Source organism: Dermacoccus sp. NHGro5, from assembly GCF_017565385.1.
Lineage (GTDB): Bacteria > Actinomycetota > Actinomycetes > Actinomycetales > Dermatophilaceae > Dermacoccus > Dermacoccus nishinomiyaensis.
Genome location: NZ_JAGEKQ010000013.1, coordinates 83,996 through 101,255, shown reverse-complemented (window position 1 = coordinate 101,255; position 17,260 = coordinate 83,996). Strand labels below are relative to the sequence as shown.

At 66.2% G+C, this 17,260-nt stretch carries 14 protein-coding genes; 3 read left to right on the top strand and 11 right to left on the bottom strand.

Annotation, left to right across the window (positions count from 1 at the left end; all coding sequences use genetic code 11):
• Positions 1-5: 5 nt before the first annotated feature.
• Positions 6-1,217, bottom strand: a complete 1,212-nt coding sequence (locus J4Z35_RS07000; RefSeq protein WP_131941366.1) for a hypothetical protein — start codon at positions 1,215-1,217, stop codon at positions 6-8.
• Positions 1,218-1,401: 184 nt separating this feature from the next.
• Positions 1,402-2,508: a mannose-1-phosphate guanylyltransferase gene (locus tag J4Z35_RS06995; RefSeq protein ID WP_131941369.1), complete on the bottom strand. Its 1,107-nt coding sequence runs from the start codon at positions 2,506-2,508 to the stop codon at positions 1,402-1,404.
• Between the two features lie 141 nt (positions 2,509-2,649).
• Here J4Z35_RS06995 and J4Z35_RS06990 point away from each other — a divergent pair, with 141 nt between their 5' ends.
• A complete protein-coding gene (locus J4Z35_RS06990) occupies positions 2,650-3,792 on the top strand; it encodes a glycosyltransferase family 1 protein (protein ID WP_074046563.1) in 1,143 nt (380 codons plus the stop codon).
• Between the two features lie 37 nt (positions 3,793-3,829).
• Here J4Z35_RS06990 and J4Z35_RS14725 read toward each other — a convergent pair whose 3' ends face one another.
• The 7 genes from J4Z35_RS14725 to trpS all read right to left on the bottom strand — a co-directional run bounded on the left by J4Z35_RS14725 (position 3,830) and on the right by trpS (position 12,067).
• A complete protein-coding gene (locus J4Z35_RS14725) occupies positions 3,830-4,204 on the bottom strand; it encodes a CatB-related O-acetyltransferase (protein ID WP_286697315.1) in 375 nt (124 codons plus the stop codon).
• Positions 4,205-4,463: 259 nt separating this feature from the next.
• Positions 4,464-6,320 carry a glycosyltransferase gene (locus tag J4Z35_RS06980; protein ID WP_160126223.1) on the bottom strand — a complete coding sequence of 619 codons (1,857 nt, stop codon included), beginning with the start codon at positions 6,318-6,320 and terminating at the stop codon, positions 4,464-4,466.
• A gap of 475 nt (positions 6,321-6,795) precedes the next feature.
• Positions 6,796-7,536 (bottom strand): succinate dehydrogenase/fumarate reductase iron-sulfur subunit, encoded by a 741-nt coding sequence (locus tag J4Z35_RS06975; RefSeq protein WP_038569034.1) that lies wholly within the window; start codon positions 7,534-7,536, stop codon positions 6,796-6,798.
• On the bottom strand, positions 7,533-9,467 hold the full coding sequence (locus J4Z35_RS06970) for a fumarate reductase/succinate dehydrogenase flavoprotein subunit (RefSeq protein WP_235006293.1): 1,935 nt from the start codon (positions 9,465-9,467) through the stop codon (positions 7,533-7,535). The genes J4Z35_RS06975 and J4Z35_RS06970 overlap by 4 nt, the downstream gene beginning before the upstream one ends.
• A gap of 169 nt (positions 9,468-9,636) precedes the next feature.
• Positions 9,637-10,341: a succinate dehydrogenase cytochrome b subunit gene (locus tag J4Z35_RS06965; protein WP_131941374.1), complete on the bottom strand. Its 705-nt coding sequence runs from the start codon at positions 10,339-10,341 to the stop codon at positions 9,637-9,639.
• 133 nt (positions 10,342-10,474) lie between these two features.
• Positions 10,475-11,011 carry a 2'-5' RNA ligase family protein gene (locus J4Z35_RS06960; protein WP_062258003.1) on the bottom strand — a complete coding sequence of 179 codons (537 nt, stop codon included), beginning with the start codon at positions 11,009-11,011 and terminating at the stop codon, positions 10,475-10,477.
• 12 nt (positions 11,012-11,023) lie between these two features.
• Complete coding sequence (trpS, locus tag J4Z35_RS06955) at positions 11,024-12,067, bottom strand: tryptophan--tRNA ligase (RefSeq protein WP_131941377.1); 1,044 nt, start codon at positions 12,065-12,067, stop codon at positions 11,024-11,026.
• A 245-nt stretch (positions 12,068-12,312) separates the two neighbouring features.
• Between trpS and J4Z35_RS06950 the strand changes: the two genes are divergently transcribed.
• Positions 12,313-13,116, top strand: coding sequence for a DeoR/GlpR family DNA-binding transcription regulator (locus J4Z35_RS06950; protein ID WP_131941380.1), 804 nt, complete (start codon positions 12,313-12,315; stop codon positions 13,114-13,116).
• 146 nt (positions 13,117-13,262) lie between these two features.
• Positions 13,263-14,939 carry a polysaccharide biosynthesis tyrosine autokinase gene (locus J4Z35_RS06945; RefSeq protein ID WP_006944462.1) on the top strand — a complete coding sequence of 559 codons (1,677 nt, stop codon included), beginning with the start codon at positions 13,263-13,265 and terminating at the stop codon, positions 14,937-14,939.
• Positions 14,940-14,945: 6 nt separating this feature from the next.
• Here J4Z35_RS06945 and J4Z35_RS06940 read toward each other — a convergent pair whose 3' ends face one another.
• Complete coding sequence (locus J4Z35_RS06940) at positions 14,946-16,133, bottom strand: glycosyltransferase (RefSeq protein ID WP_081873709.1); 1,188 nt, start codon at positions 16,131-16,133, stop codon at positions 14,946-14,948.
• A 2-nt stretch (positions 16,134-16,135) separates the two neighbouring features.
• The gene (locus J4Z35_RS06935) at positions 16,136-17,176 is read right to left on the bottom strand and encodes a hypothetical protein (RefSeq protein WP_038569042.1); all 1,041 of its coding nucleotides are present in this window, start codon (positions 17,174-17,176) and stop codon (positions 16,136-16,138) included.
• Positions 17,177-17,260 lie beyond the last annotated feature (84 nt).

Here is a 17,260-nt window from a genome sequence, read left to right as displayed (position 1 = left end):
CAGCCTCACCGCATCAACCACGCGCAGCGGATAGGCGCCTCCCACTTCTGCGGATGCCTTGTCGGGTTGAACTCTACCGGCGTGACGACGAGGGGCGTAGCACGACACTGTGTCTGTGCTCGCTCAACGGTGTTTGCCCATGTCGGACCCTCGGCGTTCTGCGGATCCCCGCGAAAATCAAGGATCATGCCAACGAGGAACGCGCACGCCACGAGGATGGGCAGCGTCTTTTGACCTCGACCCCACAGCAGCCTCCCCACTCCGACCGCCACCATGGCGAGAAGAATTGACGGCACCAGTGAATACCGTGACGGTTGACCCGCCGCGAACCAGTTTGAGACGGTGAGATCTTGAGGTGACGCGAAGACGATCGAACAAGCCAAAAGATACCAGGCTGTGGCAAGCATCAGAAGGAGCCGACGGTCGCGGCACTTCAGCAGGATGGCAATAGGCAGAAGCACGCCAAGCGCCACGACCGGCCAGGGGGCCAGCTTGTTTGCCACCATCGTACCGGTGACGCCGAACTGCGGGATCTCAAGCCCTCTCACCACGAACTGACCCAAGAGTTCTCCTGGCAGATGGAGCCAAGCAGATACACCAGCTTGTCGCGCCCCCGAGTCAAGCATTGCCGCGTGAATGAGGGCACCTGTGATCGCCGTCAGAGGCGCCAGCCAACCCCGCCCCCGATTCAGCCACACGCCCATGGCCAGAACCGGGATCAACGCAATGGCCAGCGGATCCGACAGCGCGCACAGCAGCCCTGTCACACTCGCCAATGCTGCGCGCAATCCGGTCAGACGTGAGAGCGCGATGACCACGAGGCCCGCGTCACAGAACCACCGCTCGTTGGTCAGGTTGCCGAGCACTTCGTGCTGCCCTGCCGGTACAAGGACGAACATCGAGGCGGCGACAGCGCTGCTCTTCGGTGACCAGTCCAGTGATCTGAACGCCCAGTAGCTGACCGTGGCGAGCCAGATGCGCCACCCCGCGGCCAAAACACCAATCACCGGAGCGAACGCCTCAGGTGGCAACGAAGCCGCAAAAGCCGTGGTCAGCCGCGGTACGACGTGAAGGTAGCCCGTGTACAGCTCGAATACAGAACCCCATCCATGCTCCACCCAGTCATGCAGGAATATGACTCCGTCTTCCTTGTGGACATGGGACAGGGTCCATCCCGAGATCCGAGGGAGGCACAAGAAGACGAACGATGCACTCACGAGCACAGTTGCGGCCCGAGCTCCGATCGTGAATTCGCGTCCCAACAACGCGTCAGCCCTTGCCCTCCAAGTCATGACTGCTACACGCATTCCCATTCGATAACCCCCGCTAGGTATCTGCCAGCTTCGATGAGGTGTGGTGACCACATGACTGGCCCAGCTCAGTGCTCCAGCTTGGTCAACCTCAGGTGAGGTCTTCGCGGCCACTCAGCTTGAGTTGTTCGACGATCTTCTTGACGTCCTGCGCTCGTTCGCGCGTCGTGACGAGTACCGCGTCGACGGTGTCGACGACGACGACGTCCTCGATGCCCATGGCGACGACGGTGCGGCCGGAGCGCGGCGCGACGACGCCTGTCGCGTCCTGCATGACGACGAGTTCGCTCTCGCCGAGCACCTTGACGCCGGGTGCGTCCGCGGACTCCACGAGCAGCGACGCGAGTGAGGCGAAGTCGCCGACGTCGTCCCACGTGAAGGAGCCGGGCACCGTCGCGACGCGGCCGTCGACGGCGGCGGGCTCGGCGATCGCGTTGTCGATGGCGATCTTCGTCAGGCGCGGCCACAGCTCCGACAGGCGGAACGGGTTGTCGGCGATGATGCGCAGGTACTCGGCGAGGCGCGGCTGGTAGTGCTCGATCATCTCCATGAGGGTCGCGGCGCGAACCACGAACATGCCGGCGTTCCACGCGTATTCGCCGGTGGCGACGTACGCCTGGGCCGTCGGGCCGTCCGGTTTCTCGACGAAGGCCTTGACGATGGTCGCGTCGGGGGCGCCCGCGATGCCGAGGTTGCTGCCGGCGCGGATATACCCGAAGCCGGTCGACGGGTATGTCGGACGGATGGCGACGGTGACGAGGTAGCCCTGCCGGGCCACCTCGACGGCCTGACGCACGGTGTCCTCGAACACGGACGTGTCCCCGACGACCTGGTCGGCGGCGAACGAGCCGAGCACGGCGTCCGGGTCACGCCGTTCGAGCATGGCCGCGGCGAGGCCGATGGCGGGCATCGACTCGCGCGGGCTGGGTTCGACGAGCAGGTCGTTCGGGCCGAGCTCGGGCAGCTGCTCACGCACGGCCTCGGCGTGCGAGGCGCCCGTGACGATGAGGAGGTTGGAGCCGCACAGCGGCTGCAGCCGGTCGACCGTCCCCTGCAGCAGCGAGCGCCCCGACCCGGTGAGATCGTGCAGGAACTTCGGCGAGTTCGCGCGCGACAGCGGCCACAACCGTGTTCCCGATCCACCCGCGGGAATCACACCCCAGAAGCCCTCGATCGGGCTCGACTGCACGTCTGACATGACCCTTACCGTAGTTCACCCGGGCGGGCGTGGCGGGTCGAGGCGTGCATTCGCGTGGGGCCACGCGCTGTTCACCTGACGCTCAGCGTGGCGCCATCGCGCGGGTGCGCACGCGTCACCGTCGCGGGGTGTGCTGAGCACGTGCGAATTGCGATCGTCACCGAATCGTTCCTGCCGACGCTCAACGGCGTCACCACGAGCGTGTGCCGGGTGCTCGACTGTCTCGCGGCTGCCGGAGGGCACGACGTTCTCGTCATCTGCCCCTCCCCCGCCCCGACACATTACCTCGGCTTTCGTGTGACGACGGTGCCGACCGTCACTCTTCGCGCGTTCCGTGTCGGGCTGCCGACCCGGAGACTCGAACAGATCCTGCGCGATTTCGCTCCGGACGTCGTTCATGCCGCCTCACCCTTCGGCCTCGGCGCGCGAGGGTTGGCTGCGGCGCGCAACCTCGGTATCCCCACGGTTGCCATCTACCAGACCGACATGCCCAGTTACGTCGCACAGCACGGTGGGCCCGTCGGCCCCCTTGCACATCGCGCGTCGTGGACCTGGGTGCGTCACCTGCATTCCCTCGCCGACCTGACGCTCGCTCCGAGCAGCGCGGCGATCACCGAGCTCGCCGCGCACGGCGTGCCGCGTGTTGCGCTGTGGGGGCGCGGCGTCGACACGGCCACCTACTCGCCCGAGCTGCGCCGCTCGCCGCAGGTCGCGCAGCTGCGCTCACGCCTCGCGCCGAACGGCGAGGTGATCGTCGGGTACGTCGGGCGTCTCGCGCCGGAGAAGGAATTGCACCGCCTCGCCGAGATCGCCGACCTGCCGGGCATCAGCATCGCGCTGGTCGGTGAGGGCCCTTCTCGGGATGAGATCGCCGCACTGCTGCCGCGCGCGCACTTCCTCGGCCGTCAGGAGGGCGCGACACTCGCCCACAGCTACGCGAGCTTCGACATCTTCTGCCACACGGGCACGAAGGAGACCTTCGGACAGACGCTGCAAGAGGCGATGGCGTCGCGGTTGCCCGTCGTCGCGCCCGCAGCCGGGGGCCCGCTCGACATCGTCAAGCCGGGCGTCACCGGTCTGCTGTTCAACCCGGACGCGTCCGGCTCGCTGCGGCAGAGCATCGGGACGCTCGTGAGCGACGAGGCGATGCGCGAGCGCATGGGCGCCTCGGGCGCGCGCAAGATGGCCGGCCGCTCCTGGAACGGCATGACGCAGCGTCTGCTCGACTACTACGCGAGCGTCATCGCCGGGTCCCGGGCCCGCTCGGTCTCCCGCGCGGCGTAACAGCCGAACCAGACAGCCGTCTTGCAGAAGAAGGACCCTACGAGCCCGAATCGACACCTTCGATACGGGCCGATATGTCAGCATTCTGCAGGAAAGGTGCTGCGGCGAACACCTCCGCCTCATCCCACTCCCACCAAGCGATGTCGCGTAGACGCGCTAACGTCCGATCGTCGAAGCGCTTACGTACCACCCGCGCTCGCGAACCAGCCACGATGGTATAGGGCTCGATGTCCCTCGTCACGACGGATCGAGCACCAACGACCGCACCGTGGCCGATGGTCACACCCGACATGATCAACGCCTCGAAACCCACCCAGACATCACTGCCGACCTCGACGTTCCCACGGCTCAACGGATGGCCATGGATTCCTGAGAATCTCGCGTCAAGGGTGTTGAACGGGTATGTGATCACCCAGTCCGGGCGGTGACCACCACCTACCCAATAGACAGAACCTTCTCCCAGCGAACATTAGTCGCCGATCGTGAGCGTGTGCTGCTCCGCGTCATGGAAAACCCGAATCTTGCCGTAGGCATGGGCCCTATCGCGTACTCAGGATGCTCCCGGGCGGTATTCCCCAAGACCTGCACAGCACGCAGACTGCGATAACGCTGGCGCAGTTTGGTTCCGGGACCTGTCTGCAGAGCAAGACGCCTGATGGACGAGACCATCTTCAGCTACCCCCTCGTCGTACAAGCATGCTCACGCCTTTACGGCTTCTGACGAGCGCGCTCAGCAACGGCGGACCGTGGACGGACGCCCCCGCAGGCTTCTTGACATGGGTCCCGCGGATACGATCGAACAACGCGTCGACGTACTCCACAGCGTTGTACGGCGTCCCGCCCCAGAACCGCACGCGCGCCGCGTGCGACCGTACGAGATCCGTTGCGAAGATGAGCCATGAGGCGTCCGGTCTCGCATGCATCTCCACGTCGAACCAACGAGACAGCGTCGCGGCTGGCACCCTTACCCCCCGGACGGCATTTGCAACGTTCGTCCCGTGGATGTATTGGAGCCACATCGGGCGGCCACCGGTGATGACTTCCCGTATCGGGCCATGCCGGCGCACCAGGCCATGATTGAAGTGTGCGTGGCTGAGCACGACGCGCGGCGGTTCGGACCCGCGCCGTTCGATGAGGCTCATGAATGGGCCCGACGGTTCGTCGTAGGAGTACACCCGGCCCTTGTCATCGAGTTGTAAACCGCGCGGGAAGGTGACGAACAGCAGGTCCTGGCGGGCAAACTCTTCCTGCACGCTTCGGATGAAGCCGCGAGAGAGTGCGTCGTCACTATCCACCCGCGTCGTGATGAGGTATTCACGAGTACTCAGCTTCTCCACATCGCGCACGACGCGGTCCCAGTAGACGTCATGTGTCCAGATGGGAACGAAGAGCCCAGCGGCAAGTTCATCCACGGCGGCACGGAACCCCGATGAACACCGCTCATCGAAATACACGAGCCACGTGAAGGGCGCGGCCCCGCTTTGGCTGCGCATGCTGGGGCACAGGAGCTTGCGGAAGATCGCCAACCGGTACCAGCACCACTCCTGTGATGCGGGTTCGGCGTCAGGGGCGAACACCGCAGAGAATTGCGTGATGACGATGTGGTCGAAACTTTCGCTGGTTTTGGGCTGGCAGGGAGGCTCGACGACGGACGAGCGAGCCGCTCGGGGCCGAACGCGCTCATACAAGTGACCTGCCGAAGTGACGACCGCCCGAGCACCCCGGTCCTTGGAGACACCACTACCACCGCGAACAGCTAACCACCCGGTACGAAGATTCGTGCGCGTCTCTTTGCAAAGATAGCGTCGGTTCCTGCGATCACCGTAGACGTCCGCGTGCTTCTGCCAGACGACCATCTCAGTCCGGGCCGAACTGAACACCTTGCGTATACGGTTCATCGTGCCGACAGTCTGTCTGGCTTGAATTCTCATCGACGGCCACCCGACAATTGCATGACCTTTTTTTCTGAGACGCAGCGCGAGTTCGGAGTCATCCATTCCGTACCCTGCTAGATCTTCGTCGAATCCGCCTGCAGCCTCGAGCGTCGCGCGGCGCACAGCGAAGTTGCAGGACTCGACGATGGGCATGTCCGTGTACACGCTCGGATTCATGACGCGGGGGGGAGCATCAACAGGCGTCATGTCGTGGATGAGGCCCATGAGAGCTTCGTGCTGACGCAAGCCGTCCTCCGCCGCCGCCAACCAGCCCGGTTCGACGATGTCGTCCTGATCGCAGTACACGAGGTGGTCAGCTCGCGCCGATGCAGCCGCAAGGTTGCGCACGTACGGAATGTTGCCTGGCTTCGCACCACCGTCGATCATGCGCACCGGCGCAGGGAGGGTTCGCGCCAGCTCGCTCACGACGTCCCAGGTGCCATCAGTCGAACCGTTGTCCACCACCACGTACTCCCAAGGGAAATCGGCATCCTGTCGCGCGAGGGAGGCCATCAGCGTGGGCAGGTAGCGGGCTCCGTTGTAAGTGATGGTGAGAACACTGATGGAGGGTCGCGCCGCTGGAGAAGACGTCACCCGCAGAGCATAACCGTGCAGCTCACGGGCCGTTCGGCAACGGGTGAAGCTCGGCTCGGTCGGCGTGTGTCCCATGACGCTCGCCAGCCGCCGGGAAGCCAGCCCCACGAAAGTCTGCACCTTCCCCGAGGGGCTGGAGAAATCGGAGATTGCCTCACGCAATACGGGTCCGCCGACGGGCTGCAGTAAGCCGATCGACGCCGGGAGGCGGGCGCCGGGGATTGGCGTGGGGTCGATTGTGGTTCTGGTCCAGATTGAGGAGGGACGAGCTCGATCTCGCCGGGCATGATCGTCACGTTGACTCAGCCGATGCCCATGATGCCCCCAGGCGCACATGGACTGGTGCACGAATCCCGTGGACGCCTCAGGCGATTGCGGCAGATTCCTCAGGCTGAGGCACTCGTTTCACGCAGGAGGGCCCCGCTCCGCGCCCAGCACGAAGTGGGGCCCTCCTCGGGCATCTAGATGGCGATCGTCAGTGACGCGACCTGGCTGTCCGGAAGTCGGCGTTCAGCTGGCTGATGACGTCGAGCGGGATCTCCTTCGGGCAGGCCGCGGCGCATTCACCGATGTTGGTGCAACCGCCGAAACCTTCGTGGTCATGCGTGTTGACCATGGACACGACGCGGGCGTCGCGCTCCGGCTGGCCCTGCGGCAGCTCACCGAGGTGCGTGATCTTCGCGCCCAGGAAGAGCATGCCGGAGGCGTTCGGGCACGCGGCCACGCACGCGCCGCAGCCGATGCACTTCGCCGTCTCGAACGCGCGGTCTGCCTGAGGCTTCGGCACGAGCTGGCTGTGAGCCTCCGGTGCAGCACCCGTGTTGACGGAGATGTAACCGCCGGACTGGATGATGCGGTCGAACGCGCTGCGGTCGACGACGAGGTCACGCACGACCGGGAACGCGTCGGCGCGCCACGGCTCGACGGTGATCTCGTCCCCGTCCGTGAACGAGCGCATGTGCAACTGGCACGTCGTCGTGACCTCGGGGCCATGTGCCATGCCCGAGATCATGAGCCCGCACATGCCACAGATGCCCTCGCGGCAGTCGGAGTCGAACGCGATCGGCTCGATACCGTCAGCCTGGAGCTGCTCGTTGAGCACGTCGAGCATCTCGAGGAACGACATGTCCTCACTGATGTCCTTGACCGGGTAGGTCTCGAAACGCCCAGCGGCGGCCGCGTTGTCCTGACGCCAGATCTTGAGTGTGAGATTCACTTGTAACTCCGCTGCTTCAGTTCGATGAACTTGTAGACGAGGTCCTCCTTGTGCAGGACCGGCGTGTTGGCGGCATCCTCGGACGCGAGCCCGTCCTCGCCGTACTCCCAGGCAGCGACGTACGCGAACTCGTCGTCGTGACGCAGCGCCTCACCGTCCTCGGTCTGGCTCTCCGCGCGGAAGTGACCACCACAGGATTCGCGGCGGTGCAGCGCGTCGATGCACATGAGCTCGCCCAGCTCGATGAAGTCGGCCACACGACCGGCCTTCTCGAGCGACTGGTTGAGAGTGTCGGCCGCGCCGAGCACCCGGACGTTGCTCCAGAACTCCTTCTTGAGCTCGCGGATGAGACCGATCGCCTTCGTGAGGCCGGCCTCCGAACGCTCCATGCCGCAGTACTCCCACATGATGCGTCCCAGCTCCTTGTGGAAGCTGTCGACGGTGCGAGTTCCGTTGATGGACAAGAACTTCTCGATGCGCTCCTCGACCGAGCGGCGCGCCTCGACGACGGCCGGGTCGTTCTCGTCGACCTTCTCGAACGGCCCCTCGGCGAGGTAGTTGCGAATCGTGTTCGGCAGGACGAAATAGCCGTCCGCGAGGCACTGCATCAGCGAGCTGGCGCCGAGACGGTTGGCACCGTGGTCGGAGAAGTTCGCCTCACCCGTGCAGTACAGGCCCGTGATCGAGGTCTCGAGGTCGTAGTCGACCCAGAGGCCACCCATCGTGTAGTGCACGGCCGGATAGATGCGCATCGGCGTCTTGTACGGGTCCTCACCGGTGATGCGGGCGTACATGTCGAACAGGTTGCCGTACTTCTCCTTGACGGCCGCCTCACCCATGCGCTCCATGGCGGCGGTGAAGTCGAGGTAGACACCGCGACGCATCTGGCGCTTGTTGCCGTGCTCGTCGACCTCGTCGACGAGCGGGCCGACGCCGCGGCCCTCGTCACACATGTTCTTCGCCTGACGCGACGCGATGTCACGCGGCACGAGGTTTCCGAACGCCGGGTAGATGCGCTCGAGGTAGTAGTCGCGCGCCTCCTCGGGGATGTCGCGCGGGTCCTTGTCGCAGTCGGCTGCGTTCTTCGGCACCCAGATGCGGCCGTCGTTGCGCAGCGACTCCGACATCAGCGTCAGCTTCGACTGGTGGTCCCCGGAGACGGGGATGCAGGTCGGGTGGATCTGCGTGTAGCACGGGTTGCCGAAGTAGGCACCCTTCTTGTGCGCACGCCACGTCGCGGTGACGTTGCAGCCCATCGCGTTCGTCGACAGGAAGAACACGTTGCCGTAGCCACCCGTCGCGAGGACGACGACGTCGGCGAGGTGAGTGTCGATCGCGCCGGTGACCATGTCACGCGTGATGATGCCGCGCGCACGACCGTCCTTGATGATCACCTCGAGCATCTCGTGGCGCTTGTACTCCTTGACGGTGCCCTTCGCGACCTGGCGCTCCATGGCCTGGTAGGCGCCGATGAGCAGCTGCTGGCCCGTCTGACCCGCGGCGTAGAACGTACGCGCGACCTGCACACCACCGAACGAACGGTTGTCGAGGTAGCCGCCGTACTCACGCGCGAACGGAACACCCTGGGCGACGCACTGGTCGATGATGTTCGTGCTGACCTCGGCGAGGCGGTAGACGTTGGTCTCGCGGCTGCGGTAGTCGCCGCCCTTGACCGTGTCGTAGAAGAGGCGGTACGTGGAGTCACCGTCGTCGTTGTAGTTCTTCGCGGCGTTGATACCGCCCTGCGCGGCGATCGAGTGCGCGCGACGGGCCGAGTCCTGGTAGAAGAACGTCTTGACGTTGTACCCGGCCTCACCCATCGTCGCGGCGGCCGAGGCGCCGGCGAGACCGGTGCCGACGATGATGACCTCGAGCTTGCGACGGTTCGAGGGGTTGACGAGCTTGTCGTCGAACTTGTGCTGCGTCCACATCTGCGCGATGTCGACGTCGGGAGCCTTGGTGTCCTTGATCGGCGCGCCCTCGGTGAAGAAGGCGTGGGCGTCGTTGCGCCCGCCCTTCTCCTGGGTCGCGGTCGGCGTGTCGCCGGAGCCGCTCTGCGCCGTTTCACCCATGGGAGTACTCATGGTGTCTTGTCTCCTGTCAGATGAGGTGGAAGAGGACGGCGAGCGGCGGGATGAGGAAGCCGACGGCGATGACGGCGGCCGTCAGGTGCGCCACGAGCTTGGCCTTCTTGCGTGCCGCCGGCGAACCGGTCCACCCGAGGGTCTGCGCCGCGCTCCAGATGCCGTGCATGAGGTGCATGCCGAGGGCGATCATCGCCGCGATGTAGATGAGGGCGACCCACCACAGGCGGAAGCTGTCGTGGACGAGCCAGTACGGGTTGTTCGTGTCGTCACCGTTGAAGTTCACCTTGGGCAGGGTGAACTGGATGAGGTGGAAGATGACGAACAGGAGCAGGAACAGCCCGCCCCAACGCATCGCCTTGTCGGCGTGCCCACCGAAGCCGAGCTGCGTCTTCTTCACGGCATAGCGCTGCGTGCGCGCCGTGCCTGCGCGCTGCCAGAGCTTGACCGCCGAGTAGACGTGCGCGATCAGCGCGAGGACGAGGAGAACCTCGATGATGTCGAGAAGCCCACGATGCGGGAGCATGGGCTCGCCGATCGTGCGCAGGTGATGGGCGTACGTGTTGAACGTCTCTTCGCCCCACAGGAGCTTGAGGTTTCCGTACATATGCCCAAGAACGAAGAGCACAAAGAAGAGTCCTGAGCCCGCCATCAGCGTCTTCAGGAAGAGGGTGCTCCCAGCCTTGCCAGTCCGCTTCGCGGGGAGAGTATTCGTTGCCACGCAGGGCACTTTACGCCGTCCGGGCGACGCCTCGGAGGCCGGGTGTTCCCAACGTGCGCAAATCGTGACATATCACACAGACCTTAGGAGGACCTAACCACCGGCTGCGAGATGCCTCACGCTCGAGGCGCGTTCAGGACACTCCGGCGCCCGAGCCGCGGCCCTGCAGCGTGAACGACTCGACGGGCGACCACACGCCGTCATCCTCCTGGAAGTAGAGGTGGAACTCGCTCACCGTGAACGCCGCCTCGTAGTGCTTGTTCACCTCGAAGGCATGCGTCAAGGCGCCGTCGTCGACGTGGTGGGCGATCGTCACGTGAGGGTGGTAGCGGAACTCGAGGTCGCGGCCGATGGGTCCGCTGCGCACCGCCGATTCCAGCTGCTCACACGAGTCGACGCCCTGCGCGAGCTGGACGAAGACGACCGGAGAGGTGGGCCGGAACGTGCCGGTGCCGCGCAGGATCATGTCGAAGGGCGCGAAGTCGCGCGCCACGTCGTGCAGGTGAGTGGTGAACGCGGGGATCAGCCCGTCCGCCACCTCCGTCGGCGGCATGAGCGTGACGTGCGGCGGCACCGCGTCAGCCTGGGGGTCGCCCGCGGCGCGACGCATCTCGCGCAGCTGCGAGAAGTACGGCTCGGGGACGGCGATGCTGACGCCGACGGTGCGCACGATCCGTCCCGCTCAGCGCGTCACCGGCACCAGGCCGACGGCGTCGTAGGCGCGGGCGAGCGTCGGCGCGGCGATCTCGCGCGCGCGGGCCGCACCGTCGGCGAGGATGCGGTCGAGCTCGCCGCGGTCAGCCATGAATTCGAGGTAGCGCTCACGGAAGGGGCCCTGGACGGAGGCGACCACCTCGGCCACCTCGGTCTTGAGCGCGCCGTACCGGTTCTCCCCGGCGAAACGTTCGACGAGGGTTTCGATCGACTCGCCCGAGATGGCCGAGTGGATGCGCAGCAGGTTCGCGATGCCCGGCTTGTTCTCGACGTCGAACGCCACGAAGTTGTCGAGGTCGGTGACGGCCGACTTGATCTTCTTCGTGTTCTTCTTCGTCTCGTCGAGCATGTTGATCGAGGCGTTCGCGTTCTCGTCCGACTTGCTCATCTTCTTCGTCGGATCCTGCAGCGACATCACCCTCGCCGTGCCCTCCGGGATGTACGGCTCGGGCACGACGAACGTCTCGCCGAAACGGGAGTTGAAGCGCTGCGCGAGGTTGCGGGTCAGCTCGAGGTGCTGACGCTGGTCCTCCCCCACCGGCACGTACTGCGCGTCATAGAGCAGGATGTCCGCGGCCATGAGGATCGGGTAGGTGAACAGCCCGACGCTCGTGTTGTCGTTGCCGCGTTTGCCGGCCTTGTCCTTGAACTGCGTCATGCGCCCCGCCTCACCGAAGCCGGTGATGCAGTTGAGCACCCACGCCAGTTCGGTGTGCTCGCGCACGTGGCTCTGGACGAAGACGGCGGAGCGCGCCGGGTCGACGCCGCCCGCGAGGTATTGCGCAGCCGTCGCGTAGGAGCGTTCACGCAGCAGCGCCGGGTCGGGGCTGACGGTGAGCGCGTGCAGGTCGACGACGCAGAAGTACGGCGTGAACCCCTCCTGCATCCTCACCCAGTTGATCTGCGCACCGAGGTAGTTGCCGAGATGCAGCGAGTCGGACGTCGGCTGCATTCCGGACAGGATGTGCGGGCGGGTCTGGCCCGCGACGAGGGGTGAGGTGTTGTCGGACATGCGCCCCATTCTGACACCGCCGACGCGTCCGCGCGCGTTCGGATCATCGACCAGCCCTCCACCGCGGCGGCTCGAAGGGTGACGCCGGCCGGCTGAGGCGCGGGCTCACGCCCGCCTGAGGGGCGGGCATCGACGCACAGGTTCGCACTTGCGTCTATGTTGGTTTCTGTTGAATCGACCGATCGCTCCGAGCCGCGGTCGAGCACGAGCGGGGCGCGCTGCGCCCCGGACCATCGGGAGGGTGGATGCTCGCACGTCAGCGTCAGGAAGCGATCCTGCGCGGCATCGAGGACGACGGTGGGGTGCGCGTCAGCGACCTCGTCGAACGGCTCGGTGTCTCCGACATGACGATCCGTCGTGACATCGAGTTCCTCGCCGGCAAGGGTCTCGTACTCAAGGTGCACGGCGGCGCGACGGCCGTCGGGGATCACCCCATCGACGAGCCTGGCTTCTGGGTGAAGTCGGCGATGAACCCCGTGCAGAAGTCGGAGATCGCCCGTACTGCCGCGAGCCTCATCGGCAACGGCCAGACGATCGCGGTCAGCGCGGGGACGACGGCCTACGCCGTCGCCGTCGAACTGCGGCCCGTCAAGCGGCTGACGGTCGTGACGAACTCCCCCCGCGTCGCGGAGCTGCTCTACGACCCGGTGCGTGAGGATCAGAACATCGTGCTGACCGGCGGCGTCCGCACGCCGTCCGATGCCCTCGCCGGACCGGTCGCGAACCGCATGCTGGCCGACGTCCACGTCGACACGCTCATCCTCGGGATCCACGGCATCGACCTCGACGCGGGCCTCACGACGCCGAACCTGCTCGAGGCCGAGACGAACCGTCTTCTCATCGCTGCCGCTCGCAAGGTCATCGTCGTCGCCGACCACACGAAGTGGGGCGTCGTCGGGCTGTCGACCATCGCTCCCCTCGAACGCGTCGACGTGCTCGTCACCGACGCTCAGCTCGACGTCGAGGCACGACGCCTCGTGAGCGACAAGGTCGGCCAGCTCATCGTGGCCAAGCGTGATGACACCCCAGGCGATCAGGCCGACGGGTGACCCCCACCCCCTCGAGCGCAAACGTGAGACACGCAACCGGGCCTTGAAGCACCCGCATTCAGACGGCCGTCCTAGACTGACCCCGACCCTTCTCACCAGTGATACGTCGCCACGGGGGCACAACGTGGGCGACGACAGGAGCACCCGTGACCATTCTGGACCTGGTTCGTATCATTCGGACGAACCTCAAACTGCTGCTGCTCAGCATGTTGCTCGGCATCGTCGTAGCCGCTGGCTACACCCTGACCAGGCCAGTCGAGTATCAGGCCACCTCGACGGCCCAGATCATGGCCGGCGCCTCCAATGATGCGAGTGCCGCCATGGTCAACCAGCAACTGGCCAACCAGCGTTCCGGTGCGTACGCCCAGCTGGCCTCAGGATCGGGTGTCGCCGACCGCGTCGTCGCACTGTCCAAGGGGGCCCTCTCGCCTGGTGACTTCGTGCTCGCAGGCGCTGGATCTGAGGGCACCTCGAATCTGTCGCTGACCGCATCCTCGAGTTCAGCCGCCAAGGCGCAGCAAGCAGCCAACCTGGCACCCGCGGCTCTCTCGCAGGAGATCAAGCACATCGAGACCCTCAATGGCGCCAAGTCGACGGTGTACGACGCCTATCCCCTCTCACGAGCGGGCCTGCCGGCGTCGCAGACGTCACCCAAGTGGCCCGTCAACCTTCTCATCGGCGCCTTTCTGGGCCTGGTCGCGGGGACGGTCCTGGTCGTGCTGCGCAAGCAGCTCGACTCGCGCATTCGTCACACCAGCGACCTGGAGAAGGTCACCGGCGTGGGCACCCTGGGAGTCATTCCGAAGGCCAAGAACCTGCAGACCAAGAGTCGGGGAGGCCTGGGGGCGCTCGGCAGCACGTCTGAGGCCTTCCGAATGCTGCGGACGAATCTGCGGTATGTCTCGGCTGAGCAGCCACCCCGATCCCTCGTGATCACCTCGGCCGTCCAGAGCGAGGGAAAGTCCACGGTCGCGTCCAACCTGGCGCGCGTGCTGGCTGCCGCCGGCCAGCACGTCGTCCTCGTGGACACCGACCTCCGCCGCCCCGTGATCCACGAGACATTCGACGTGGACAACGCCGTGGGTCTCACGGAGGTGTTGACGGGCCAGGCCTCGCTACGTCAGGCGATCCAGCCCGGCGACCACAAGAACTTGTCGATCATCACGTCCGGACGCATCCCGCCGAACCCCTCAGAACTTCTGGGCTCGCGCCGGATGAGTGCCGTCATTGATGCCCTGGAGGAGGAGTACTTCGTGGTGCTCGACGCGCCACCACTGCTCCCGGTCACGGACGCCGGTCTGCTGTCGGTGGCGGCCAGCGGTGCGGCCGTCGTCTACCACCACGGCACCACGCACAAGGAGCAGATCGCTCTGTGCACCAAGATCCTGGATCAGGTGGGAGCCCACTACTTCGGCTCGATCCTGAACATGACCCCGCCGCGATCCATGGGTTCCACGGTCTACGGCTACGGCGCCGGCAACTACGCCACAGCCGGTTATGGATACGGCTACGGGTACGGATACGGACACACGGACGAGTCGGACGAGGCGTCCGCACTGACCCCGGCGCACGAGCTCGCCGACATCACTCTTCACGCACCCGAATCGACGCCCGCAGCGGGCCCCCAGGTGGACCGAGGCAACGCCGGGGTCCCTCTCGACACGACGAGGCACGACCCGATGCGGGGAGAGTCGTCGCAGGCGCCGAGCGCCTCTGCGAACGTTGAGCGCGCCCCCCGCCAGGCCACACCTGCGACGTCAGACTCCGACGGTGCGCCTCCGAGCCGCCGTGCTCGTCGGTTCCGCGCGAACGACGACGCCTGAGCCGGCTCAGCGCTCTTCGACCAGCTCCGTCAACCTCCGGATGAAGTTGTGCTCGCCGAACGCTTCGGCATGGGCACGAATGGCGTCCGGGTCCCACGGCTGGGAGCGCACGGCGTCCATTCCTCGGTTGATGTCGGCGGGAGCGGGCCGTTCGATGAACACGCCGTTGACTCCCTCTACGACGGTGTCGAGGTACCCCCCGGCGCGCAACGCGACGACGGGTTTGCCGAAGGCATTGCCCTCGAGAGGTGTGAGGCCGAAGTCCTCGTAGGACGCCGCGACGAGGGCTGCAGCATGGGCGTAGGCCCAGCGCAGCTCGTCGTCGCTGATGTCGGAGACGATCTCGACGTTGTCGGGGCGGCTCGCCCGCAGAGGCTCAGCCATCGGCCCTGCGCCTACCACGAGCAAGCGCTCGGAGCGCCCACGCATCGCTTCGATGACGGCGTCGACGTTCTTGTACGGCATGAGGCGTGACACCACGAGGAAGTACGGTGTCTGACCCCAGTGCGCAACGGCGGCGATGGGGGCTCGACGACCTGTCTCGTCCACGCCGAACGGCGGCGGGAGGACGGCGACGTCGTAGCCGTACGCTCGCTTGATCCGTGTGGCGATGACGTTGGCGTTGGCGACGTAGGCGTCCGCCGTGGCGGCAGCCTTCACGTCCCACGCTAGCAACGGTCGCTTGAGCACCTCGAGAGCCGCGCCCTTGACGCTGCGGCGGCCGCCCGCGCCGAGATACTCGTCTGCGGCGTAGAGCCATCGGGCGGGCGAGTGACAGTAGACGATCTTGTGGCCCGTCGTGGGAAATCCGTGAGCCCACCCGCTCGACGATGCCAGGACCACGTCGGCGTCGATCGTCATGCGGTTCGAGGCCCATGGGAGCAGGGGCAGGGCGAGCCGGTGGTATCGGCGCAGCACCCCGATTCGGTTGAGGGGGGAGACGACGATGTTCTTGTCGGCGAACTCCGGGAACGTGGTCGACGGGTTGTAGAGCGTCGTGTGGATCGGCGCGTCGGGGAACGCGCGGCTAATGGCCAGGACCACGCGTTCGGCCCCTCCGCGTTGCGTGAGGTAGTCATGTGCGATGGCGACGCGGGGGCGGCTCGCCTCGGTCGCCAACTGATACAGCTGGGCGGGACCCGGGCCTGCCGCGGACTCCTGCGGCACGACATCGTTCGGTGGCGCGTCGGTCATCGTCAGGCTCCTCGGATCGCGCGCGCAAGCGTGGCGGCGGGTTCTTCGTCGGGCGTGCGCCAAGGCGGGGTCGGTTCGCCGCCCCACTCGGCGAGGCCGTAGCGGCGCCAGAAGTCGCGCACCCATGGGGGTGGATCGGTGGCCGTGACCCAGGCGGGCAAGCCCCGCATCGCGGCTTCGAGTGTGCCTGTCGAGAAGATGGAGACGACGGGCTGCGTGAGCTCGGTCAAGGCGGTGCTGGTCGACGCGAACTCGACGCCTCGCCGCCGCATGACTGCGTGAAGGGTTCGCGAGACGGCGTCCTTCTCGTTCGGGTGCGGTCGATAGAGCATCTCGCCCTGGGCGCACGCATGGAGATAGGTCGTCAGCGTCTCACGCCGCGTCAGCTCCGTTCCGTGCAGCTGCCCGAGCATGACGGGTCGATCTGTCGTGATCCGTGGCCGGCCTTCGTGGGATGCTGCCCACAACATCTGAGATCCGACGACCTGGGCCGTGACGTCGGGTCGTCCGCGCGTCCAGTATTCGGCGTCACTGTCGCACCAGGCGAGCACATGCGCTCCGGCCGGGGCGGGCGGCGACCAAGGGGTGAGCAGACCGTGCTGGACGAGATGCACGGTGACGTCGCGTGCTTGCGCCCAGCGCACGGCACCCTCGCTCCAGTGGAGGTAGGCCCCAAGTGTGAGCACGGAGCCGATCGTGGCCGGCAGGTCGGCCGGTCCGTCATAGGGCCGCGCTTCCCACGCGCCGCCGAGACCCTCGAGCGGATCGATGTCGAGGTCGCGTGGGGCGAGCACCGCCGTTCGAGCGAGATCCAGGTGGCGCAGCGGCTCGACGATCGCCACCCGGCAGCTCGGCGTCCCCTTGTCGATGACGACGAGGGTGGTGGCGGCGTTGCGCGGCAGCCACAGCCAGGCACGAGGCTCCGCCACCGGCCGGAACCGGCCCTTGGCGCGACGGACCGCCTCGACACCCCGCCGCCGGCGATCAGCCCACTGCTGCCATGCGGCCAGGTCGGGCATCAGACCCGGCACGGTCTTCGTCATCCTGCTCCCCCTCGTCGTCCGAACGGATCAGGGCCATTCTGGCGTACCTCACCCCCATGGCGTGCGTGGGCGATGCGAGAGGAT